At 71.8% G+C, this 23,980-nt stretch carries 16 protein-coding genes; 9 read left to right on the top strand and 7 right to left on the bottom strand.

The window, feature by feature from the left end; translation table 11 throughout:
• Positions 1 to 151 precede the first annotated feature (151 nt).
• From ACWDR4_RS19900 to ACWDR4_RS19875, 6 genes are all read left to right on the top strand, one after another.
• The gene (locus ACWDR4_RS19900; RefSeq protein ID WP_450410124.1) at positions 152 to 1,117 is read left to right on the top strand and encodes a slipin family protein; all 966 of its coding nucleotides are present in this window, start codon (positions 152 to 154) and stop codon (positions 1,115 to 1,117) included.
• A gap of 245 nt (positions 1,118 to 1,362) precedes the next feature.
• A complete protein-coding gene (locus tag ACWDR4_RS19895; protein WP_450410122.1) occupies positions 1,363 to 2,442 on the top strand; it encodes a S1 family peptidase in 1,080 nt (359 codons plus the stop codon).
• A gap of 412 nt (positions 2,443 to 2,854) precedes the next feature.
• Positions 2,855 to 6,346: a DNA polymerase III subunit alpha gene (locus tag ACWDR4_RS19890; RefSeq protein WP_450410120.1), complete on the top strand. Its 3,492-nt coding sequence runs from the start codon at positions 2,855 to 2,857 to the stop codon at positions 6,344 to 6,346.
• Positions 6,347 to 6,353: 7 nt separating this feature from the next.
• A complete protein-coding gene (locus ACWDR4_RS19885; RefSeq protein ID WP_450410118.1) occupies positions 6,354 to 7,328 on the top strand; it encodes a DNA polymerase Y family protein in 975 nt (324 codons plus the stop codon).
• Between the two features lie 624 nt (positions 7,329 to 7,952).
• Entirely contained in the window at positions 7,953 to 8,216 is a 264-nt protein-coding gene (locus tag ACWDR4_RS19880) for a substrate-binding domain-containing protein (protein ID WP_450410116.1), read from the top strand.
• Positions 8,217 to 8,397: 181 nt separating this feature from the next.
• Positions 8,398 to 10,530 carry an RICIN domain-containing protein gene (locus ACWDR4_RS19875; protein WP_450410114.1) on the top strand — a complete coding sequence of 711 codons (2,133 nt, stop codon included), beginning with the start codon at positions 8,398 to 8,400 and terminating at the stop codon, positions 10,528 to 10,530.
• Between the two features lie 341 nt (positions 10,531 to 10,871).
• On the opposite strand, the gene ACWDR4_RS19870 is transcribed toward ACWDR4_RS19875, so the two are convergent.
• A complete protein-coding gene (locus ACWDR4_RS19870) occupies positions 10,872 to 11,408 on the bottom strand; it encodes a glycoside hydrolase family 3 C-terminal domain-containing protein (RefSeq protein ID WP_450410112.1) in 537 nt (178 codons plus the stop codon).
• Here ACWDR4_RS19870 and ACWDR4_RS19865 point away from each other — a divergent pair.
• From ACWDR4_RS19865 to ACWDR4_RS19855, 3 genes are all read left to right on the top strand, one after another.
• Positions 11,378 to 14,398 carry a helix-turn-helix transcriptional regulator gene (locus ACWDR4_RS19865; protein ID WP_450410110.1) on the top strand — a complete coding sequence of 1,007 codons (3,021 nt, stop codon included), beginning with the start codon at positions 11,378 to 11,380 and terminating at the stop codon, positions 14,396 to 14,398. The genes ACWDR4_RS19870 and ACWDR4_RS19865 overlap by 31 nt on opposite strands.
• Positions 14,399 to 14,455: 57 nt before the next feature.
• Positions 14,456 to 14,626: a hypothetical protein gene (locus ACWDR4_RS19860; protein WP_450410108.1), complete on the top strand. Its 171-nt coding sequence runs from the start codon at positions 14,456 to 14,458 to the stop codon at positions 14,624 to 14,626.
• Between the two features lie 133 nt (positions 14,627 to 14,759).
• Positions 14,760 to 18,197 (top strand): S8 family serine peptidase, encoded by a 3,438-nt coding sequence (locus ACWDR4_RS19855; protein WP_450410106.1) that lies wholly within the window; start codon positions 14,760 to 14,762, stop codon positions 18,195 to 18,197.
• A gap of 177 nt (positions 18,198 to 18,374) precedes the next feature.
• On the opposite strand, the gene ACWDR4_RS19850 is transcribed toward ACWDR4_RS19855, so the two are convergent.
• The 6 genes from ACWDR4_RS19850 to ACWDR4_RS19825 form a co-directional block, all read right to left on the bottom strand.
• Positions 18,375 to 18,590 (bottom strand): hypothetical protein, encoded by a 216-nt coding sequence (locus tag ACWDR4_RS19850; RefSeq protein ID WP_450410104.1) that lies wholly within the window; start codon positions 18,588 to 18,590, stop codon positions 18,375 to 18,377.
• Entirely contained in the window at positions 18,587 to 19,714 is a 1,128-nt protein-coding gene (locus ACWDR4_RS19845) for a hypothetical protein (RefSeq protein ID WP_450410102.1), read from the bottom strand. The genes ACWDR4_RS19850 and ACWDR4_RS19845 overlap by 4 nt, the downstream gene beginning before the upstream one ends.
• Entirely contained in the window at positions 19,714 to 20,718 is a 1,005-nt protein-coding gene (locus tag ACWDR4_RS19840; protein ID WP_450410101.1) for a hypothetical protein, read from the bottom strand. Before ACWDR4_RS19840 ends, ACWDR4_RS19845 begins: the two co-directional genes overlap by 1 nt.
• Before the next feature lie 25 nt (positions 20,719 to 20,743).
• A complete protein-coding gene (locus tag ACWDR4_RS19835; RefSeq protein ID WP_450410100.1) occupies positions 20,744 to 21,823 on the bottom strand; it encodes a hypothetical protein in 1,080 nt (359 codons plus the stop codon).
• A gap of 78 nt (positions 21,824 to 21,901) precedes the next feature.
• Positions 21,902 to 22,762, bottom strand: coding sequence for a phage distal tail protein (locus ACWDR4_RS19830; protein WP_450410098.1), 861 nt, complete (start codon positions 22,760 to 22,762; stop codon positions 21,902 to 21,904).
• A complete protein-coding gene (locus tag ACWDR4_RS19825) occupies positions 22,759 to 23,961 on the bottom strand; it encodes a phage tail protein (RefSeq protein ID WP_450410096.1) in 1,203 nt (400 codons plus the stop codon). The genes ACWDR4_RS19830 and ACWDR4_RS19825 overlap by 4 nt, the downstream gene beginning before the upstream one ends.
• Positions 23,962 to 23,980 lie beyond the last annotated feature (19 nt).

Here is a 23,980-nt window from a genome sequence, read left to right as displayed (position 1 = left end):
GAGCCCCCGTACGCAACTCGCGTGCGGGGGCTCGCTCTTGTGTGCCCGACGGAGTTACCTTCGGAGTACAGGAAGTATCGCCAGTACGGGAAATATCGGCATTACGGGAAGTCTCCCCTGCATACGCCCACTTCGGACCCTGGGGGCCGGCATGGTCGAGGAGCTGGTGACGGCGGGAGTCGCGGTCGCGTCCGTCGGAGTGATGTACGTGGCAGCGGCGGCGCGAGTCGTCAAACAGTACGAGCGGGGTGTGGTGTTCCGGCTCGGCCGGCTCACGTCGAACGTGCGCGGACCCGGGTTCACCGTGATCGTGCCCTTCGTGGACAAGATCCGCAAAGTCAACATGCAGATCGTGACGATGCCCGTGCCCGCGCAGGAGGGCATCACGCGGGACAACGTCACGGTCCGGGTCGACGCGGTCGTCTACTTCAAGGTCGTCGACGCGGCCGAGGCGGTCGTCCAGGTCGAGGACTACCGGTTCGCGGTCTCGCAGATGGCGCAGACCTCGTTGCGTTCGATCATCGGCAAGAGCGATCTCGACGATCTCCTCTCCAACCGCGAAAAGCTCAACCAGGGCCTGGAGTTGATGATCGACAGTCCGGCGATGGGCTGGGGTGTGCAGATCGACCGGGTCGAGATCAAGGACGTGTCCCTGCCGGAGACCATGAAGCGCTCGATGGCCCGGCAGGCCGAGGCCGACCGTGAACGCCGGGCCCGGATCATCAACGCGGACGCCGAGCTGCAGGCCTCGAAGAAGCTGGCGGAGGCCGCCGAGGTGATGTCCGAGCAGCCCGCGGCCCTCCAACTCCGGCTGCTCCAGACGGTGGTGGCGGTCGCGGCCGAGAAGAACTCGACGCTCGTCCTGCCGTTCCCGGTGGAGCTGCTCCGCTTCCTGGAACGGGCGCAGCAGCCGGTGCAACAGCCGGTACAGCAGCCGGTGCAACAGTCGGCGCAGCAGTCTGCCGGGCCGCCGGTGGCGCCTTCGGCGGCGCAGTCGGCGATCGCTGAGCGGTCAGAGCGGTCCGATCAGTCCGAGCAATCGCTGCAGGAGCAACTTCCGTCCGCCGCGTCCCTGTTGGAACTGAGCCCCGAAGGGGCGAATTCAAGACAGGACTAGACCTCACCGTCTGCCCACTCGTTACCCACTCGTGGTGTTTGCAGTGCGAATTCATGTGAGGTAACTGTGTGATGACCGTGGACAGTCAAGGTGGGTTTGCCGGTGGGGGCGCACGCCCGTTTATCTACGCGCGTCCTGAAGTCGACCTTGTGTGCTCCCCGGACGTCTCGGAATAGTGGGTGCCGTTCGACCGGCCAAGGAGGTCCCCACAACCTCCGGCCGGACCCCCCACAGGAGGACGTAAGTTGAAGCACCGACGCATATCCAGGCGCCGTGCCACCGTGGTAGGTGCGGGCATCACCGCACTCGTCGCCGCGGGATTGACCTTCCAGAGTGCGAACGCGAGTGAGGTCACCAAGTCCGCCGAGCCCAAGGTCCTTTCGGTCCTGGCGGCCGGAAAGATCGCCTCGACGCTCGGCAAGGACCTCGGCGCCGACGTCGCGGGAACGTACTACGACGCGAAGACGAGGACCCTCGTCGTCAACGTGCTCGACGAAGCGGCGGCCCAGTCCGTCGAGTCGGCCGGCGCCAAGGCCCGGATCGTCGAGAACTCCGTCGCCGAACTCGACAGCGCCCGTACGACCCTGAAGCGGGACGCGACCATCCCCGGCACCTCGTGGGCGGTCGACCCGACAGCCAACAAGGTCGTCGTCACCGCCGACCGCACGGTCTCCGCGGCCGAGTGGGCCACGCTCACCAAGGTCGTCGACGGCCTCGGCGGCACGACCGAACTCCAGCGTACGAAGGGGGAGTTCAGGACCTTCGTCGCCGGTGGCGACGCGATCACCGGCAGCGGTGGCCGCTGCTCGCTCGGCTTCAACGTCGTCAAGGGCGGCGAGCCGTACTTCCTGACCGCCGGGCACTGCACCGAGTCGATCTCGACGTGGTCGGACTCGTCCGGCGTGATCGGCGAGAACGAGTCGTCCAGCTTCCCCGGCAACGACTACGGCCTGGTCAAGTACACGGCCGACGTGGCCCACCCGAGCCAGGTCAACCTCTACAACGGCAGCTCCCAGCAGATCACCGGCGCGGCCTCGGCCACCGTCGGTCAGTCTGTGACCCGCAGCGGCTCCACGACCCAGGTGCACTCCGGCACGGTCACCGGTCTGAACGCGACCGTGAACTACGGCAACGGCGACATCGTCAACGGGCTCATCCAGACCGACGTCTGCGCCGAGCCCGGTGACAGCGGCGGCTCGCTCTTCTCGGGCAGCAGTGCGATCGGCCTCACCTCCGGCGGCAGCGGTGACTGCGACTCGGGCGGGGAGACCTTCTTCCAGCCGGTCACGGAGGCGCTGTCGGCCACCGGTACGCAGATCGGCTGAGGCTTCTCCGCACACGATCCCTTTCCCGGCCTGATCGGTCCGGGACGATCCCGCCCCTGGGTTTCCGGGGGCGGGATTTCGTTGCGGTCGCCGCACAGCCCAAGGGGCTGACCCAGGGGGAGATGGGGCGCTGGTTCTTCGAGACGCCGGGGCGTTCTGGTCGGAGAGCCTGCGGCCCGGCCCCGCGCGCGTGGTCAGCCGTACCGGAGATGTCCCCGCCGTCGGCCCGGGCGGGCGTCCGGAGCAGGTAACTGACGGGCAGCGCTGCCCTCGGTCGTTCGATGCCGATGGGCGCAAACCGCGAGGTCCTCCCGTATGCGGCAATCGAACGAGTGTGCGACCCTTGGGTTATGGTGAGGGCCTCGTGGGACGGGACGGACGGAGGGGGGCTTGTGGGTAGCAGGAGGTGTGTATGTCGTTTACGCACCTCCATGTCGCCAGTGGCTACTCACTGCGCTACGGCGCCAGCCAGCCGCACGCGCTCGCGGAGCGGGCGGCGGAACGTGGACTGGACGCTCTCGCACTGACCGACAGGGACTCCCTCGCCGGTGCCGTGCGCTTCGCGAAGGCGTGCGCGCGGGCCGGAGTGCGGCCGTTGTTCGGTACTGATCTGGCGGTTCCCGGGGCGCCGGGGGCCCGGTCGGCCGGGGCGAAGCGGCAGCGCACTCCGGCCAAGGGCGGTGCCTTCGTGACGGAGGCGCCGTTCCGGGCGGTGTTCCTGGCCCGGTCCGCGTCCGGCTGGGCCGAGCTGTGCCGTCTGGTGTCGATCGCGTCGGCCGCGTCAGCTGCGTCGTCAGCGTTGTCCACGTCGTCCGAAGGGATCGGCTGGGAGGATCTCGCCGGTGGCGGCGATGGGCTGTTCGTGCTGCTCGGGGCGGGTTCCGAGGTGGGCCGCGCGCTGGCGGCGGGGCGGCCGGACCGGGCGGCGCTGTTGCTGGAGCCGTGGCGGGAGCGGTTCGGGGAGGCGCTGCGTCTGGAGGTGGTCTGCCATGGGCGGCCCGGCACCGGACCGGGGTCGCTGCGGCTGGCCGCGCGGATGGCGGGCTTCGCCGTCGAGCAGCGGGTGACGGCGGTGCTCAGCAACGACGTCCGATATGCCGACCCGCGCCAGCGGGAGGTCGCCGACATCCTGGACTCCGCGCGTCTGCTCGTGCCGATCGACACCCGGGACGCGGCCCGGCTGGACAGCGGGCAGCGCTGGCTGAAGGACGCCGGGGAGATGGAACGGATCGCCGGGCGCGTCGCCGAGGCGATGGGCGGGCGTGGCGCTGAGGCGCAGCAGTTGCTGAAGGCGACCGAGGAGACGGCGGCGGCCTGTGTGGTCGATCCGGGTGAGGCGTTCGGGCTGGGACGGCTGAATCTGCCGGAGCCCGAGCTGGTGGGCGCCAGTACGGAGTCGGCCGACCGGGTACTGGCCGAACGGTGCGCGGCGGGGATGATGAACCGCGGCTACCACCGGGAGGTGGCACGGTGGGACCGGCTGGAGGACGAGCTTCGGATCATCGCCGGGCACGGCTTCGCCGGCTATTTCCTCACCGTCACCCAGGTCGCGGCGGAGGCTCAGGAACTGGGCATCCGGGTCGCGGCGCGCGGCTCGGGGGTCGGCTCGCTGGTCACCCACCTGCTGGGGATCAGCCCGGTCGACCCGGTGGCGCACGGCCTGGTCATGGAGCGGTTCCTGTCCGCGCGGCGGTCCGCGCTGCCCGACATCGACCTGGACGTGGAGTCGGCCCGCAGGCTCGAGGTCTATCAGGCGGTGCGCGAGAGGTTCGGGGCCGAGCGGGTGGCGACGCTCGCGGTGTACAAGACGTACCGGGTGCGCGGGGCGATCGAGGACGTGGCGCGGGCGCGGGGCGTGGACCCCGACCGGGCCGCTCGGCTCGCCAAGGAGTTTCCGCACATCCGGGCCCGGGACGCCCGGGCCGCACTGGCCGAGCTGCCGGAGCTGCGCGAGGTCGCCGGGGAGGACCACGGCCGGTTGTGGGAGCTGGTGGAGATGCTGGACGGGCTGCCGAACGAGGCCGCGATGCACCCGTGCGGGCTCCTGGTGTCCAACGCCGGGCTGCTGGCGCGCACCCCGGTGATGCCGACCACCGTCGAGGGCATCGCCATGGCCCAGTTCGACAAGGAGGACATCGAGGACACCGGCCACCCGAAGATCGACGTCATCGGCGTACGGATGCAGTCGGCGCTCGCCCACGCGGTCGCCGAGATCGAGCGGGTCACCGGCGAGCACCTCGACCTGGACGACCCCGCACAGGTGCCGCCCGACGATCCGGCGACCTACGACATGATCGTGTCCGGGGACACCATGGGCACGTTCCAGCTCGAAAGCCCGGGCCAGCGCGAGCTGGTCAGGAACCTGCGCCCGCGCTCCTTCCTCGACCTGATCATCGACATCAGCCTGTTCCGGCCGGGCCCGGTGGCCGCGAACATGGTGCACCCGATGATCGAGGCCCGCGACGGCCGGACCCGGCCCCGCTATCCGCACCCGAGCCTGAAGCCGATCCTGGAGGAGACCAAGGGGCAGGTGGTCTTCCACGAACAGGTCATCGCGATCATGACGACGATGACCGGCTGCGACCGCGGCATGGCCGACGAGGCGCGCCGCGCGCTGTCCGACCCGGACCGGCACGGCCGTATGCGGGCCTGGTTCGCCGCCGAGGCCCGTACCCGTGGCTACCAGGCGCAGGTCGTCCGGGAGGTGTGGGAGATCCTGGAGAGCTTCGGGAGTTTCGGCTTCGCCAAGGCGCATGCGGCGGCCTTCGCGCAGCCCGCCTACCAGTCCAGCTGGCTCAAGGCCCACCGCATGGCGGCCCTGCTGGCCGGGCTGCTCACCCACGATCCGGGGATGTACCACAAGCGGGTCCTGGCCGCCGACGCCCGTCGGCACGGGGTGCCGTTGCTGCTGCCCGACATCAACCGTTCCCAGGCCGCACACATAATCGAACTGGTATCTGATAGGTGGGGAGTTCGGATCGGACTGTCCCAAGTACGCGGTATCACCGAGGCCGAGACCGAACGCATCACCGGCGGACAGCCCTACACCTCACTGGGCGACTTCTGGCAACGCGCCCGGCCCAGCAGGCCGTTGGCCGAACGCCTGGCCCGGGTCGGGGCGATGGACTCCTTCGGGCCCCGGCGTGAACTGCTGCTGCGGATCGCCGAGTTGCACCGATCGGGCCGGGGGCACGGCTCCGCCTCGGGGCAGCTCCCCATGGACGACGATCCGGGCGCTTCGACGGATGGCGGTACGGCAGACGGCGGTGCGACGGATGGCGGTACGACGGCGGGGCTGCCGGTGATGAGCGCCTCCGAGCAGCTCGCCGCGGAACTCGACGTACTCGGCATGGACGTCTCCCGCCACCTGCTGGAGGACCACCAGTCCCTGCTCGCCGACATCGGCGCGACCCCCGCCGCCGATCTGCCGCACCTGCGGCACGGCACCCCCGTCCTGGTCGCCGGGGTCAAGGTCGCCACCCAGACCCCGCCGATCCGCTCCGGCAAGCGCGTCGTCTTCGCCACCCTCGACGATCCCACCGGCCTGTCCGACCTGGCGTTCTTCGAGGACAGCCACGCACGCTGCGCCCACACGGTCTTCCACAGCGGCCTGCTGCTGGTACGCGGGACGGTGGCCCGCCGCGCACCGCGCGCGTTCAGCATCACCGGAACCGCCGCCTGGGACCTGGCCGAACTCATCGACCTGTACCGGGACGGGGGCCCGGCCGCCGTCGCCGACCACCTCACCCGTCCGACGACCGGTGTCGGCCCGGCCGCCGCACACCGGACCATCACCCAGCCCACCGGCTACGAACTCCACCCCTGGGCCGACCTGCAACCCCCCGGCGCCCCGGTCGTCAACGGACGGACCTTCCACCACTCCAGCCCCGGAAGCGCGGGGTGACCGGCCAATGATCCTCTACGTCCACTTCGGCGGCCCATGCTCCGAAGAAACGTTCCGTCAACTCCTGGACCTGCTCGGCGAGATCACCCCGGTCGTCCAGGCACTGCCGCCCGACGCGGCGTTCGCCGACGTGTCGGGGAGCACGCGGTACTTCGACCGCGACGCGACCGGGCTGGCGGCCCTGATCCGGATGCGCGCCGCCGCGGGCTGCGACGCCGACTGCACGATCGGCGTCGCCCCCAACCCGCTGCTCGCCCGGCTGGCAGCCACCCGAGGAGCACCCGGAGCCATCCACACCGTCCCCGACAACTCTCAGGGCATCACCGCTTTCCTCGCGGGTCTGCCGGTCGCCGCCCTGCCGGACGTGGGACCGGCGACCGTACGCACCCTGACCTCGTACGGCCTGACCACCCTCGACACGATCACGGTCGCCCCGCTGGCCACACTGCAACGCATCCTGGGCACGGTCGCCGGGCGCCAACTGCACCAGCGGGCGGCCGGTATCGACCCCACCCGGGTCACCCCCGGCGCCCCACCGCGCTCCCTCTCCACCGAGCACCGTTTCGGGCGGGACGAACTCGACCCCGGCCGGCAGCGCGGCGCCCTGTCGTACCTGGCCGAGCGCCTCGGGGCCCAACTCCGCGGCGAGCGCCAGGTCTGCCGGTCCCTGACCCTGACCGTCCGGTACGCCGACCACTCGACGACCACACGCAGCCGCACCCTGCCGGAGCCCACCGCGCACGGCCCCCAACTGCGGTCCGTCACCTACGCGTTGTACGCGGCCCTCGGCCTGCAGCGAGCCCGGGTCCGCGGCATCACGCTGCGCGCGGACGGCCTGTTCGACGCGGACTCGGCCACCCGGCAACTCACCTTCGGCACGGGCGACGACAAGGCCCACCGGATCGAGGCAGCGGCCGACAGGGCCCGGGCACGCTTCGGGCCGGGCGTGGTCCGGCCCGCCAGTACGGCCGGAATGGCCTGACCGCGTGTGGAGGGCCTCCTGCGGGGAGTCCGTGGACGCCGGCGTCGGCACCGGGGCGGCGCCGGGCACGGCCGTCACGTGCGCGGTCCCCGGTCGGCCGGTCGGCCGCCGTTGGTCACGGTCCGTGCGTGGTGCGGGGGAAGTGGTCGATTTCGGAGCGGGCGGGGCCGGGCCGGGGAGTGTTTCGGTGGTGGGGGTGCGCAGTCCGTCGAGGAGTACGCCGATGCGGCGGTCGGCGAGGTCCGCCGTGGCGTCGGCGTTCCCGGTGCCGGGGAGCCGAGTGGCACGGGAACGGCGCCACACGGCTGTCGGCGTCGGCCGTGCCGTCGCATCCGCGCCCGGGGCTTCCGGTCCTCCGACGTCAGTGACAGGCGGGGCGGCGGGCGGGTCGGGCGCCGGGGCCCGGACGCCGGTCGGCGCCGGGGCGGGCGGACCTGGCCGGGGCGGCACGCGTGCACGGCTACCGGGCGGCGCTGGACGAGGCGGGGATCGGCTACGACCCGGCGATCGTGCGCTCCGCCGACTTCGACTACACCGAGGCGCTCGCCGTGAGCCTGCAGATCCTGCGGACCCGGCGATCCGCCCACGGCCGTCTTCGCGGCCAGCGACGCGCAGGCGCTCGGCGTGCTGAAGGTCGCCCGGCAGCAGGGACTGTCCGTACCGGAGGACCTGTCGGTCATGTCCTTCGACGACACGCTGGTGGCGGCCATGGCCTGCCCGCCGCTGAGCGCGGTGCGCCAGCCGTTCGAGGAACTGGGGCGGGAGGCGACCCGGGTGCTCATGGATCTCGCCCAGGGCAGGCCGCCCGCGTCCCCGCGCATCGAGCTGGCGACGGAACTGGTGCTGCGGACCTCGACGTCCGTCCGACACCGAGTCAATACCCCGTAACCCGTTATCGCGCGAAACCCTTTCGCAATGTGCCGGTGACAGCGCGGTGTCGCTTGCGAATACTGGCGTCCTCCCCGCATGCCCTCTGCATCCCCTCGCAGCACCCCCTTTCAAAGGAACGTCGTTGAAAAGATCCTGGGCGCGAAAGGCTTTCGCTTCGGCGACCGCCTTCGGCATAGGCGTGGCATTCGCCGTCGTCTCCGCGACGAACGCGTCGGCATATCAGCCGAGTCCCGCGAATCTGTATACGGCGGACAACACCGCCGCGTGCAACAAGAACCCCTGCGTGCTCTACCCGAAGTCGGCCCAGCTGCCGAGCGGACGGATCGTGGCGGCGTTCGAGAACAGCCAGAGCGCTCCGGTGGGGCAGACGATGCCCCTCTACAAGAGCGACGACGACGGTACGACGTGGGCGAAGCTGGCCGACATCAAGGCCCCCGCCTACCTCTCCGGCGACTCCGCGTACGCGAAGTACACGAGCAACTGGACCAACCCGTATCTGTACGTGCTTCCGCAGGCCGTCGGCTCCCTGAGTGCCGGCACGCTGCTGCTCGCGAGCATCGTCTCGGGCGACGACCAGTACTACCAGGAGCAGAAGGCGGCCAACTCCAGCTGGACACCGTCCGGCGACGGCGACCGCAAGGACGTAGCACTGGCCCTGTACGCCAGCACCGATGACGGTGCGACCTGGAGCTTCAAGAACGTCATCGAGGCCGGCGGCTGGCAGGGCGGCAGCGCGGGAGCCGTCGGCCGGGTCTCGGCCGCCAACACCGAGGCTCAGGTCGACCCCATCTGGGAGCCGCACCTGCTCGCGCACAACGGCAAGCTCATCGCGTACTACTCCGACGAGAAGGACTACACCGGGTACGACACCACCACCGGCGCCCCGACCCTCGACCCGGACAACGACACGGCGACCGACTCCGGCGGCCAGGTCCTCCTGCACCGGACCTGGGACGGCGGCAGCGGCTCGGCGTGGAGCAGCCCGGTCGTGGACGTCCCGGGCTCGACCGTGAGCATGGGCGGCGGCAAGACGGAGATCGGCGGCGGCCGGCCGGGCATGACGACCATCGCCCCGACGACCGACGGCAAGTGGCTGCTGACGTACGAGTACTGGGGCGGCGGCACCAACGTCCGCTACCGGATCTCCGACGACCCGCTGAAGTTCTTCTCCGCCACGGACGCCGCGATCACCGCGCTGCCCGTGCCCTCGGGCGGGAACACGCTGTCCACCGGCGGCAGCCCGGTGCTCCTGCCGATGCCGGACGGCCGGATCGTCTACAACGCCTCCGGCAGCGGCAGCGTCTGGGTGAACGAGTCCGGGCTGAGCACCGGCACCTGGAAGCAGTACCAGACGCCGATCGCCGCCGGGTACAGCCGCAACCTGCAGTACGTCGACGGCACGGGCCGCGTCCTGATCCTCCAGGCGTCCTGGAGCGGCGGCAGTGTCGGCCCCGTCAAGTACGCCGAGGTCGACCTCGGCCGCTCCGACGGCGCCTACTACAGCCTCGTCAACCGGCTGACCGGCCAGGTGCTGAGCACCGCCTCCGCGAAGACGCAGGACGCGAACCTCACCGGGAACACCCCCGACCTCGTCCTGGGCGCGGACTCCGCCGCGAACACCCAGCGCTGGCACCTGACCGCCAAGGGCAGCGACGTGACGCTGCTCAACAAGGCCGGGGGCCGTGCGGTCGCCATCTGGAGCGGCACCGCCACGGCCGGGCAGAAGCTGACCCAGTGGGTCGACGACGGCGCCACCGACAAGCAGTGGACCCAGGTCGCCGCGACCACCAGCGGGTACTACAAGCTCCGTTCGGTCCGTAACACCAGTCTGTACATGACCGGCGCGACCTCGGGCGGCTCCGTCACTCTGGCGGCGTCGACCGACGACGGCTCGCAGGACTGGCATCTGGTCCAGGACCCGCTGCCCACGGACTCGGCCTTCACCCTGAAGGGCACGTACTCCGGCCGCTGCCTCGACGTCCCGAACGGCCAGACGGGCGTCCAGGTCCAGGTCTACGACTGCTCGGGCAACGCCAACCAGGCCATCACCCGGACCGCGGCCGGCGAACTCCGCGTCTCCGGCAAGTGCCTCGCGGCGGACGCCGACGGCACCACCACGGGCACCAAGGTCATCCTGTGGGCCTGCAACGGCAAGAGCAGCCAACAGTGGTCGTTCCGGGTCGACGGCACCATCGTCAACCGCTCCAACGGCCTGGTCATCGACGTGACCGGCTGGGGCACGGCCAACGGCTCGAAGGTCCAGTTGTGGACGGGCCTGGGCAATGCGACCCAGACGTGGGCCCGGAGTTAGCGCTCCGCCTGAGCGCTCCGCTGGAGGCCTGGTGTGTCGGCTGCGGGTCCGTTGTGGCTGGTCGCGCCCCGCGGCGGAGCCGCAGATCGACACAGCCCCGCGCCCCTAGGGGCGCGCTGCGCGGCCCCGCCCGCCTTGAAGGCGGCGCGGACGTGGAAACGGACCACGGCCTGTTCGCCGGGGGCGAGTTGGACCTTGCGAAGCCGAGCAGGGAACGCACCGGCCGGGTCACCTGGGCCACCGGGTCGACGGCGTACAACTGGACGGTCTCGGCACCCGCGACCGCCCCCGTGTTCCGTACCCGCGCGCTGACGGTGAACTCCCCGTCCGTCGGCACCTGTTCACGGTCGACGGCGAGCAGGTCGATGTCGAAGTTCGTGTACGACAGCCGGTGTCCGAACGGGAACGCGGGCGTCGGATCGAGGTTGGACAGGGAAGCTCTGCCGGTCGCCGAGCGGCGGGTGGAGGTAGGTGTAGGGCGGCTGCCCGCCGGGCAAGTTGGGGATCTGCACGGGCAGCTTGCCGCTGAAGTTGGCCCGGCCGGACAGGAGTTGGGCGACGGCCCGGCCGCCCTCCTCGTCCGGCAGGAACACCTGCACCATGGCCGAGGCGGTGGCCGCGAACCGGCCCACGGCATAGGGCCGGCCGCTGCCCGCGCCTTGCCCGCGTCCTGTCCGAGCCCTGCCCGCGCCGCCCTGTCCACGCCCGGTGCGCGGGGGCGGCCATGGCGCGGTCCCTCCCGACGCACTGCCGGGCTGGGCGCGCCCATGCCAAACTGGTGCGCCCGGGCCCAGTGCGCGTACTGGTGCGGGAGTTGGGCTCGGACCGGCACCCGGAGGTGGCAGTTTTGGCAGGGCGCCCCAGTCGGGATGATCCACGTCACGCCGGCCGGGACGAACCGCACGGTGAACCGCCGCCGCGTCCGGCACCGCCGTACGCCCCTCGCCCCGCCCCCGACTTCGTCGGCCGTGAGGCCGAACTCCTCGCTGTGTGCGAGGCGTTGGCGAACGGGCCGGCGCTCGTCGTGGTGGAGGGCGAGGCCGGTGTCGGGAAGACCCGGCTTGTGCGCGAGGCCGTCGCCCGGGCGGTCGGGCGCGAGGCGGTGATCGCCACCTGCCCGCCGCTGCCCGAACCGTTCACCCTCGGCGCGGTCGTCGACGGCATCCGCCGCCGCGTCCCCTCCCCGCCCGCCGGACTGGAACTGAGCCCGCTGGCCGGGGCGTTACGGCCGCTGTTCCCCGACTGGACCGACCGGCTGCCGCCCCCGCTGGACGTGCTCGACGATCCCCACGAGACCAGGCACCGGATCCTCAGCGCGCTCACCGAGCTGCTGGGCCGCCTCGACATCGGAGTGCTGGTCGTGGAGGACGCCCACTGGGCGGACACCGCGACCCTGGAGTGGCTGCTCACCCTCACCGCCGCCGGCCGGCCCGACCTGTCGATCGTGGTCTCCTTCCGCCCGGACGAGGTGCCGAACGGCTCGCTCCTGACCCGGCTGACCTCCCGCGTGCCCTCGGACGTCACCATCGTACGGCTGGCACTGGGGCCGCTGGACCTGGCGGACACCCGCGAGCTGGTCGCGTCCATGTTCGACACCTCGGCGGTGTCCGCCGAGTTCGTGTCCTTCCTGCACCGGCACACCGACGGCATCCCGCTCGCCGTGGAGGAGTGCGTCCTCCTGCTGCGGGACCGCAAGGACATCGTCCACCGCGACGGCACCTGGATCCGCCGGGTGCTGACCGAACTACAGGTCCCGGCGACCCTGCGGGACTCGGTGCTGGAGCGGGTGGAACGGCTCGACGCCCCGGCGCGCAGGGTGCTGGAGGCCGCCGCCGTCCTGGACGCGCCGTCCGAGGAGGCGCTGCTGAGCGCGGTCGCGGACCTGGCCCCCGAGGCCGGCCGCGCCGGGCTGGCGGCGGCGCTCGGGTCGGGGCTGCTGCGGGAGGAGACACCCGGCGCCTACGCCTACCGGCACGCCCTGGACTGCCTCGCCGTACGCGGGGCGATCCCCGCACCGGACCGGCGCCGGCTGCACGGCAGGGCCGCGGCCAACCTGCGCGGGCTGCGGCCCGAGCCCGTCGCACGGCTGGCCTGGCACTGCCGCGAGGCGGGCGACATCGCCGGGTGGTGCCGGTACGGGGAGGCCAGCGCCGACGTGGCCCTGGAGTCCGGCGACGACCGTGCCGCGGTCGTGACCCTGCTCGGGCTGCTCACCGCGCCGGACCTCGCGACGGCGGACCGGTCGCGCCTCGCCCGCAAGATGGGCGGCGCGGCCGTCTTCGGCGCACGCGACGTCAGCGATCTCGCGCGGGCCGTCCTGGACGCCGTACGAAAGGTCCTGTCGTACGAGGATCTGCCGCGTCAGGAGCGCGGTGAGACCAAGCTGCTGCTCGGCCGGCTGCTGCGGGACGCCGGTCAGGAGGCCGCCGCGTTCGACGAGATCGAGGACGGTGTCGCCCACCTGGGGGACCGGCCCGAACTGGCCGCGACGGCGATGTCCGTCCTGGCCATGCCGCTGGTGCCGGAGTGGCCGGCGGCCCGGCACCGTATGTGGCTCGCGCGGGCGACGGAGCTGCTGCCCCGGATCGAGTCGCCGTCCGACCGGCTCCGGGTGCTGACGAACCGTGCCTCGGCCCTGCTCCTGCTCGGCGAGGAGGAGGGCTGGCGGGCGGCCGACGAGATCCAGCGGGCGGCGGCCGACGCGCCCCCGGCGGAGCGCAGGCTGCTTGCCCGGTTCCTGTTCAACGCCGGTCAGACGGCGGTCGTCTGGGGCGACTACGCCGGGGCCCGGTCCCGGCTGACCGCGGCGACGGACCTCGGGGAGTCCGTCGGGTACCGGCGGCTGCTGAGCGTGGTCCGGGTGCCGTTCGCGTATCTGGACTGGTGCACCGGCGAGTGGGCGGGCCTGGACGGGACCGTTGCCGCGCTGGCCGCCGACCGGGACGTCAACACCTACGGTTCGCGGCTGGCCCGGCAGATCCAGGCGATGCTGGCACTTGCCGGGGGCGGTGGCGCGGCGGCCCGGCGAGGGCTGCGGAAGGTCGTCGACGAACTCGCCGAGGGCAGCCTGTGCGAACCCGAGGCCGGGCTCTCGGCGGCGGCACTCGCCCGGTCGTACCTGGCCGACGGCGACTGGGCCGCCGCTCTCGAAGTCACCGGCCGGGTCCTGGAGTTGATCGAACGCAAGGACGTCTGGCTGTGGGCCACCGACATCCTCCCGGCCCACCTCGAAGCCCTGGCCGGAGCCGGCCGCATCGACCGGGCCGACGAACTGCTGCGCCGGTACGCCGACGGGACCGAGGGCCGCGACGCGCCCGCTGCCGTCGCGGCCCTGTCGTCCGGCCGCGCGATCCTGGCCGAGGCCCACGGCGAACCGGCCCTGGCCGCCGAGGCGTTCGCGACGGCGGCCTCGGCGTGGGCTGCCCTGCCACGCCCGTACGACGAGTTGCTCGCCCTCGAACGGCGGGGCCGGTGCCTGCTCCGGCACGGCGACACCGGGCAGGCGCTCGCGCAACTGGGCGCCGTGCAGGAGCGGTTGTGGACGCTGGGCGCGCGCACGGACGCGGACCGCGTCGCCCAACTCCTGCGCGAGCACGGGGTGGAGGTGGCCCGTGCCTGGCGCAGGGGGCCGCGCGGCTACGGCCCACGGCTCTCCCCACGGGAACAGCAGGTCGTGGCCCTGGTCGCGCAGGGGATGACCAACAGGGAGGCGGCGCAGGCGTTGTTCGTCTCCCCGAAGACCGTGGCTACTCAACTCAGCGCCGCCATGCGCAAGTTGGGGGTGTCGTCGCGGGCGGCCGTGGTCCGGGCCGCCGTCGAGACCGGCGTACTGCTGCTGGAGACCGGGGACTCGGCACCGCACGGCTAATTTTTCGGTCACCTGCCTGATCGCCCTGCGGCCGGTCGCGTACGAGGCTGGTGTGCCATGCGAGTCGACCCGCAGGAGCCACCGCACGCCGAGGAACAGAGCGAGCAGACCGTAGAGAACTCAGCGGACGCACAGGGCGCCCCCGGGCGGCCTTGCGCCCAGGAGCCCTCCGACGAGGCGGAAACCCTCCCCGAGAGCTGCGACGACGACCGGTTCGAACCCCTCTGAGTCACCGTCCCCCACCACCTTCGGCACTGCCGACGCCTCGGAAAGGAACACCTTGATACCCCCCACCCCCGATCACCGCCACGGCCGGCGTCCCAGATCCCCCCGCCCGGCCATCGCCCTCACCGCCTCCCTCATGGCCGCCGCCCTTACCGCCGCCGTCCTCGCCGCCTCACCTCCCGCCGGTGCCTCCGACACCGCGACGGAGGTGGGGAGCGACGGCCGGACGTCCATCACCCTGATCACCGGCGACGTCGTCGAGGTCACCGAACTCGGCGGTGGCCGGCGCTCGGTGCAGGTGGAGGCCGGAGAGGGCCGCTCGGATGTCGTCTTCTACCAGCGGGAGGACGCGGGCGAGTTCAGCGTCATCCCCTCGGACGCGGTGGGCCTGGTGGCCGACGGCACCCTGGACGCCCGGCTGTTCAACGTCACCGCCCTCACCCGGGCCGGGTACGACGATGCCGAACTCGACGCGTTGCCGCTGATCGTCGAGCACACCGGGGACCGTACGCCCGCCAAGCTCGCCCAGGCCGACGGTGCGACGGTCGGAAACACGCTGCGGAGCATCGACGCGACCGCCGTCGAGGAACGGCACGACAAGGCGGGCGAGTTCTGGGCGGACATCGTGCGCGAGCCGGCGTCGGCGTCCGCGATGAAGCTGGAGTCCGGCCTGTCCAAGGTGTGGCTGGATGCCCCGGTGGACACCCGCGACGACGTCGGCAACGCCCAGATCGGCGTCCCGGCGGCCCGGGCGGCGGGCTACACCGGCGCGGGCGTGAAGGTCGCCGTGCTCGACAGCGGATGGAAGCACGACCACCCCGACCTGCGGGGCAAGGTGACCACGGAGCACAACTTCATCAACGGCTCCGACAACGCCGAGGACGACAACGGCCACGGCACCCATGTGGCCGGCATCGTCGCCGGGAGCGGAGCCGCCTCGGACGGCCGGTACGAGGGTGTGGCGCCCGGCGCCGACCTGCTGATCGGCAAGGTCATGGACGCCGGCGGCTCCGGCTTCAGCTCCGACATCATCGAGGGCATGGAGTGGGCGGTGGCGCAGGGCGCCGACGTCGTCAACATGAGCCTCGGCTCCCGGCTGCCGAGCCCGGGCACGGACCCGTTGTCCCAGGCGGTGAACTCCCTGTCGGCGCAGGGGGATTCACTGTTCGTGGTCGCCGCCGGCAACTCCGGTCCCGGTACCACCACCATCGGGGCGCCGGCCGCCGCCGACGCCGCTCTCACCGTCGGCGCGGTGGACTCCACGGGCGCGCTCGCGTCGTTCTCCAGCCGCGGCCCCCGCCTCGGGGACGGTGCCATCAAGCCGGACATCACCGCCCCCGGCGTGGCCGTGATCTCGGCCCGGGCCAAGGGCACCGTGATCGGCGACATCGACCCCGCAGGCCCGCAGGGCCCGATCGACGACAACTACACGGCGCTGTCGGGCACTTCGATGGCGACCCCGGCGGCAGCGGGCGCTGTGGCCCTGCTCGCCCAGGCGCACCCGGACTGGGGCGGCGAGCGGCTCAAGGACGGGATCAAGTCCACGGCGAGTCCGCAGCCGGACCAGAGCGTCCACGTCCAGGGCAGCGGCCTCGTCGACGTGGCCAGGGGTACGAGCAGAACGGTGACCGTGTCCCCGGCCGGCCTGAACACGGGGCCGTTCACCTGGCCGCACACCGCGAACCCGGCCGAGACGAAGGCGATCACCTACCGCAACGACACCGACGCGCCGGTCACCCTGACGATCACTCCGTCGCCGGACGGAGCGACACCTCCCGAGGGTCTCCTGAGCCTCTCCGCCACCGAGGTCACCGTGCCGGCCGACGGCGAGGCCACGGTGGACGTGACGATCGACCCCTCGGCCGGAATCCCGTCGACCGGCGCCTCGTACTCCTGGCGACTCGTGGCGGCGACGGCCGACGGCGGCACCCGGGTCCAGACGACGCTCGGAGCACAGTTCGAGGAGGAGAGCTACGACCTCGACCTCACGGCCCTCGACCGCAACGGAAGCACGCCGCTGGCGCCGTACCGGGCCGTGATCGCCGTCGATCCTCTCGACCGGACCGGCGCCTCGGTCTTCGGGCTGGTCAGCACGGTCCAGCCCGAGGGTCGCCTCAGGCTGCCCAAGGGCAGGTACGGTCTCACCGCCCTCACCAACACCGTGGATCCGGACACGAAGCTGCCCACCGACCTCACCCTGGAGAGCCGGCCGGGTTTCGCGCTCGACCGGAACACCGCGATCGAGTTCGACGCCCGCAAGGCCGAACCGGCGTCCGTCGGCGTCCCGGACGACACGGTCGCGCCCTGGTTCCGTGAGTTCGGCGGCCAGCACACCTCCGTCGACCCCTCCGGCGCACGGGAGACCTCGGGCCTCGGCGTCTTCACCCCGTACTACTCGACGACGCGTCTGTCCGCCGTACCGACCCCGGCCGCGGACCGGGACGGTTCCTACCGCTACTTCTACCGAACCACCCTGGCGGCACCGGCGGAGCCCGGCGCGTTGATCGGCGGTCCGGTCTACGCGCTGGTGGAGGACAAGGAAGGAGGCATTCCGAGCCGTCTCTCCTACGAGGTCCCGCTCCGGCGACTGGCCAAGGTGGAGGCCTCGTACGGCAAGCGTGACGGTTCGCGTGCCGGAGGGGCCCGGATCATCTCGGGATTCGTCGGGGGGCAGACCAGCCTGATCACGGTGGTGCGCAATGTACCGCTCGCCGCCACGCGGGTGGAGTACTACAGCGCGGACCCGGATGTCTCATGGACCGGAATCCTCGGGCACTACATGACTCCGGACGACGGCAGTTACTACTCGCTCGGACGGCAGCACTCCAACCCGCGTACCTACAAGCCGGGTACGACCACGAAGGAGACCTGGAACCATCCGGTGGTCGGCCCGGCGCTGCCCTCGAACGGACAGTTCCTGACCCGCACCGGAAACAGCATCGCACCGGCGTTCTCCCTCTGGGGAGACTCGGACCCGAGCCACTACAACTGGAACGACCGCGCGTTCAGCCAGGCCGTGGCGACCCTCTACCGGGACGGCACCGAGGTGGGCAGGCTGAACCGCCCCTGGCCGGACGAGAAGAACTTCGACAACTTCACCAACTTCTGGACCGTGCCGTCCGAAGCTGCCGACTACCGGCTCGACGTCTCCGCGTCCCGCAACACCAGTTGGCACGGCCAGCGCTCACAGCGCGTCCAGGCGAGCTGGACGTTCCGGTCGGCCGACACCGACGCGACCGCCCCGCTGCCGCTGACCGTGCTGCGCTTCCAGCCGCCGACCGACCCGAACGGCATCGCCCCGGCGGACACGGAGTTCACGATCCCCTTCGTCGTGCAGCAGCAGGGTCCCCGCCGCCACCGGGGCCTCGACACCGTGAAGGTCGAGGTGTCGTACGACGACGGCACGACCTGGACGACCGTCCCCACGAAGCTCCGGGGCACCACCGGGCGGGCCGTCCTGACCCACCCGGCGGCCTCCGCCACCAGCGGCTGGGCGACCCTGCGTGCCAGCGGTGAGGACCACTCGGGCAACACCTTCAGCGAGACGATCACCCGGGCGTACCCCATCGGCTGACGGACCGACGGACCGACGGAACACGGACCGGCCCGGGGCCGGGTGGGAGCGAACCACGCCTCCACCCGGCCCCGGTCAGCGCACGTCTCGTACCGGCAGGACGACCGCCGAGGGGTGCGCGGGATCGTGGAAGACCTGCTGGTCGGCGGCGCGCAGGGTGGTGGCGGTATCGCGGTACTAGCTCGACTCGTCCTCAGGGGCAGAGGTGTCCGTGTCGGGGGATTCCGCGATCGTCGCCGCTGTCGCCTGTCCGGCAGTCTGTCCGGCTGTGTGTACGGCGGCCGACTGCGCGGCTGTCGTCGTGGCGCGTTGCGCGGTCTCCAGGGCGTGCAGACGGCGCTTGATGTCCCGCAGCTCGGTGAGGAGGGTGTCGGGGCGGTTGATCCGGGTCATGGGGTGCTCCTGGTGGGTGTGACGGTCAGCTGGACCTGTTCCTCGCCCGCGTCGTTGCCCGGGGTGACCTCGATGCCCGTGATCCGTACGTCGAACTGGACGCCCTCGGGAAAGAACACGTCCTTGATGACGACGGTGGCGTCGTCGCCGACCTGGTACGAGCCGAGGACGGGGTCGAGGTCGGCACGCACCGTCAGCTCGGGCAGGACGACGGGCGCCGAGACGGCGGTGAGCGCCGAGCGGGCCTGGGAGAGCAGCAGGGCCGGGTCGGTGAGATGGACGTAGGAGACCTCGGTCTCGGTCAGGGGGCGCCCGGTGGCGCGGTCCTCGGCGACGGCGACGAGCTGGCTCGTCTCGCCCTGCTCGCCCAGGGCGAACACCCGGCTCGCGGTGGAGGCGCCGTCCGCCGGCCAGGTGTAGCCGATCAGGTTGGCCCCGTACTCCCACACGTGCGGGGTGCCCTGCTGGCCGAGGCGGGGCGTGCCGACGCGCAGCCTGCGGACGGGGCGGCCGTCCGGGCCGTACGTCATGTCGAGGAGGAAGTCGGGTCCGTGCTCCAGGCTGGCCAGTTCGCGCAGCGCCTCGCCGGTGCTCTTGAGGCCGCTGCCCGGGTAGGTGAGGGTGAGGGGGATGCCGGAGAGGGCGGTGGCCTCCGGGCGTACCCGGATGTCGCCGCCGGGATGGGCCTGGGCGATGGCGACGAGTTCGCGGACGACGTCCGACTGGTCGCGGTCGGTGAAGGTGACGTTCACGGCGCCCAGGTCGGTGATGTCCGGGTCGAAGTCGGCGGGCAGGACGCGCCGGTGGTCGAAGTAGGAGAGGAAACCGGCCGCCCCGATCTCCAGGTGCCGGTCCGCGGACGTGTACTTGACCGTCCACACGACCCCGCCCCAGACGAGCACACCGTCCCGCTCGACGTAGAGGGCGGCGCGTCCGGGCTCGGTGAGTTCACGGGGGTGATGGACCGTCACCCTCGGGTCGCCCAGGGGGAGTCGGCCGCGGAACTCGCCGGCCTCGTTCAGCTCGGTGCTGAACGTGACGTCGTACAGCGGGAGTTCGTCGGTGATGGCGCCGGTCGCGAGGTCGGCGGTGTAGTAGGTGTAGCGGGTCGGTCGCAGGGCCATCAGCCCACCAGCCACGTGGTGCTGAGGTAGATCAGCTGCTTGGCCGGGAGCGGGGAGTCCTGGGGGTACAACGCCACACCGCCGTTGGGGTCGAGCAGGAGTTCGAGGCCGCGTGTAGTGCCGCCGATCACCGTGTACCAGTGGTGCCGCATCGCCGGGCGGAAGCCGGGCGGGACGGAGATGAGGGGGGTGCCCGGGGCCGTCAGCGCGACCGGGCTCTGGACGGCGCCGCGCAGATGGACAGTGGAGCCGACCCGGCGTACGGCCGGTGTCTCGCCGTTGTACACCGTCCAGTTGGGGAGAAGGGGGAGGTTGCTCCAGCCGGTGTCGTCGTTCACCGCGCGCCAGGCGGAGCCGTTGTAGAACTCCAGGAAGTTGCCGTCGAACCGGTGGACGTACATGCCCCGGTAGGGGTCCGGGGGCCGGTTGGCCTCGCCCCAGAGCGGGACGATGCCGCCCACGGCGGTCGTGTAGTGGTACGGCGTCAGGTTCTGGATGTCGGCGTTGGTGATCGCGGTCGCGCCCTTCGCGACGACGATCCGGGCGAGATGGATGTGGTCGCCGCTCACCGTGGGATCCAGCGGGGGAGTGGCGGCCCGCCCGGTGACCAGTTCGACGCTCATGCCGGTACGGTCGTCGCCGTACTGGATGTCGCGCTGCCGGGCGACGATCAGGTCGTGCCGGGGGTCGGCGCTGCCGGCCGGTGCCGTGCCCAGCACGTCGATGGTCTTCGGCTGGTCGAGCGTGGCGAGATACGCGCCGGCCGAGGTGGCCCTCGTACCCTGGATCACCGCCTGGAACGGGTTGACGGTCACCTTTCCGGACGGGGTCGCCGTCTGCTGGACGCTGCCGGGGTCTCCCGCGGCCGGCTTGATGCCGCTGCGGGCCTGGACCGGGCCGGCGCCCGGGGCGGCGAACACGCCGGTGGCGAGGCGGGCGTCCTCCGCGTCGATGACGCCACCGGAGATCCAGGCGGAGTCGCGTTCCGGTGTGGGCGTGCTCATGGTGATGCCTCTCCTCGATGGGATGTCACGTGACGGGGAACGCCACCACGCGCAGGCCGGTGAAGACCGGGGAGCCCGTCGACACGGTCGCGGTGCCGGTCGTCATGCCGCCGCCCCGGCCGATGGTCTGCTGGAGCACCCAGGGCGTCGTCGTCGCGGGGATCAGCTGGTGGCCGGTCGTGACGGTGGTGGTGAGCTTCGTGGCGCCGCCGTGGAAGGTCGAGCAGGCGAGGCCCGCGCCGTCCGGGCCGCGCACCACGTGGTCCCAGCGCTCGTCGCCCGAGGTGGACACCATCACCTGCGCCGAGAAGGAGAGCAGCCGGGGGTAGGGCGCGGCCGGGACGCTCACCTGGTTGAAGACGAAGGAGGCGGCGCCCGCCGAGCCGGTCTGCGGCCAGCCCGTGTCAGCCGGGCCGAAGAACTGCACCGAGCCCGTCATGGCGGGACGCCAGGCGCTGCCGACGCGTACGAGGTCGAGCCCGGTTTCGAGGTCGTACAGGCGCTGCCCCGAGTAGCCGTCGGCCGGGAGGTTCTCGTGGGTCTGGAGGGGGAGCACTCCGCCGGCGGCGACGGTGGACACGCGCAGGTCCTTGATGTCGGCCTGGGTGATCGCGCCCGCGTTCGCCCGGACGGTGATCGCGGCGAGCGGGAGGTGGTCGCCGGTCACCGTGGGCGCGACCGGGGTCACCGCGGGCGCCCCGGCGACCACCCGTACGAGCATGCCGTCGCTCTCGTCGCCGTACTGCCGGTCGGTCTGCTGGGCCACGATCAGGGCGATGCGCGGGTTGGACGAGTTCGCCGGGGCCACGCTCAGGACGTCGAGGGTCTTCTTCTGGGCCAGCGTGATGAGATACGCGCCCGCCGCGGTGGTCCGGGTGCCCTGGATGACGCCCTGGAACGGACGTACGGTCACATTGCGGGACGGTGTCTCGGTCGCTTCGACGTTGCCGGGGCTGCCGGGGCCGGGCTTGATCCCGGTGCGGGCGGCGATCGGGTTGCCGGGATCGGCGGAGGCCGCGGCGAGCACGCCGGTGGCGAGGCGGGCGTCCTCGGCGTCCACGACGCTGCCGGAGAGCCATCCGGAATCGCGTTCGAAGTCAGCCATGCGGAGAGGTCCTTCTGTCGCTGGTCGTGGTAACTCCCGCTGGCGGGAGGGCAGTTCGTATCGAGTACGGACTCGGCCTCAGAGCCAGGCGTCGCGCCATTCGGCGGTCAGCCGGGCGGCCGGGGCGTAGTCGCGGGCGCGGAACAGTACGGGCGTCGCACCCGGCTTGAGCGGGAACCAGTCCGAGCCGGGCAGCAGTGCGGAACGCCGGGACGCGGTGCCCTGGAGCAGGACCGAGCGGGCGTCGGTGTCGATGACCAGGAACTCGCCTTCCTGGAGGGTGAGTTCGAAGGCGAGTTCCTCGCCGGTGGTGGTGTTGGTGATCACCGGCCGCACGCACGGCCCGGCGATCCGCCAGACCGGCCAGGTGGGGGCGGTGCCCGCGTTGTCCAGGAGCAGCCGGCCGCCGGAGGAACCGCTGCCGAAGTCCAGCGGGAAGGAGAGCGGGAAGGCGACTCCGCCACTGGAGGAGGGCAACGGGCAGGTGCTCGTGTTCAGTCCGTACGAGTAACGCAGCGGATCAGGCGCGGTCATGGTCAGGGAGAACTCGAAGGCGCCCGCCTTGCGGTCGGCGACCTTCGACTCGGCGCTGAGCCGGACCAGGGCCCGGCGGGTGCGGTGCGGTTCGGTGACGACGAGCGGCAACAGTGCGCTGCCGTCGGCGAGTACGGCGGCGAGGCGGTCCTTGGCGGACTCCTTCGCCGCCCGGTCGGGGGCGATGGCGGTGCCTTCGAGGGTGATGACACGGGGGCCCCGGTAGGAGGGGGCGTCGAACGCGCCGTGCCGCTCGGGGCGGTCGGTGAGGGTGAGCCGGACGGGCGGGGTGGAGGCCCAGCCCTGCTCGCTGGTGACCCACCACTCGACGCCGGAGCCGTCGACGGTGTTCCCGGCCCAGCCGTCGACCTCGAACACCGGCTGCTGCAACGGCTGCCCGGTCATCGCTTGGCCGCCCAGGCGAGTTCGCGGGCGGTGATCCGGCCGATCTCGTACTCGGACTGTCCGGGGCGGGGGTGGACGTTGACGGTGACGGCTCCGGCCGCGGTGCCGACGCCGGTACGGGCCGCCGAGCGGGCGCCGGCCGCTCCGGCGAGGCCGTAGCCGGGGCCGATCACCCCGCGCGCGGTGGCGGTGGCGAGCCGTCCGGCGGCGCCGGCCACGCGGTTGCCGGCGCCTTCCATTCCGATGGCGAGGCCTTCGCCGACGTCGCCGCCGAAGCCCATCATCACCTTGGAGGGGGAGGAGATGCCGAGAATGCTGCGGATGGGCCCTGGAATGGTGTTGACGATGAAGTTCTTGACGGTTTCGAGAAGGGCGGAGGCCTTGTTCCTGATGCCGTTGATGAGACCCATGATGAGGTCGCCGCCCATGCTTCTGAGCTTGTCGGGAAGTTCGGAGAAGAAGCCCGCGATCTTCCCGGGAACTCCCTTCAGGAAATCGACGACCGAGTTCCACTTCTCGACGATCCAGTCCCGCACCGCACCGACCGCCTCCTTGATCCGGTCCCAGTTCCGCACGATCGCGAGTACGGCGATACCGACCGGCCCGGTGAGAATGGCGACCAGCAGCGGCCAGTTGGCCTTCAGCCAGTTGATGACGCTCTTGCCCGCGTCGATCAGCCAGTTGATGGCGGTCGACGCGCCTTTCATGACCGTGCCCACCACCTGCCCGATGATCTTGAACGCGGCCTGGACGACGGCCTGCACGGTCTTGGACTGCATGGCCATCTCGATGAGCTTCGTGATGATCGGCATGATGAGGGCGAGAATCGCACCGAGGACGTTGGCCTTCATGGCGGTGTTCAGCCCGCGCTGGGCGGTGGTCGCCCCACGCAGTCCCTGCCCGAACCGGCCGAAGAAACCCCCGCTGGTCGCCGCGCTCCGGCCCGCCCGCTGGACGTCGGCGGAGGCTCGGGTGGCGGCCGTACGGACCTGGTTGAGGCCGGTGCTCGCCTGGGTGGCCGAGGTCCGCAGCCGACCGGTGGCCGTACTGGCCTGGCTCGCCGAGTTCCTGAGCCGGTCGACCGAACCACTGGCGCCGGTCGCCGCGCTCCGCAGCCGGGTTCCGGCCGTGCTGGTCTGGGTCATCGCGGACCGGAAGCGGGTGAGCGCGCCCGTTGCCTGGACCAGGGCGGTTCTCATGGTCGACTCCTGTGGGGCG

This window comes from Streptomyces sp. NPDC000878, assembly GCF_053599695.1.
Note: the sequence above shows the minus strand (reverse complement) of the source record. Positions and strands in the feature narration are given on the sequence as shown.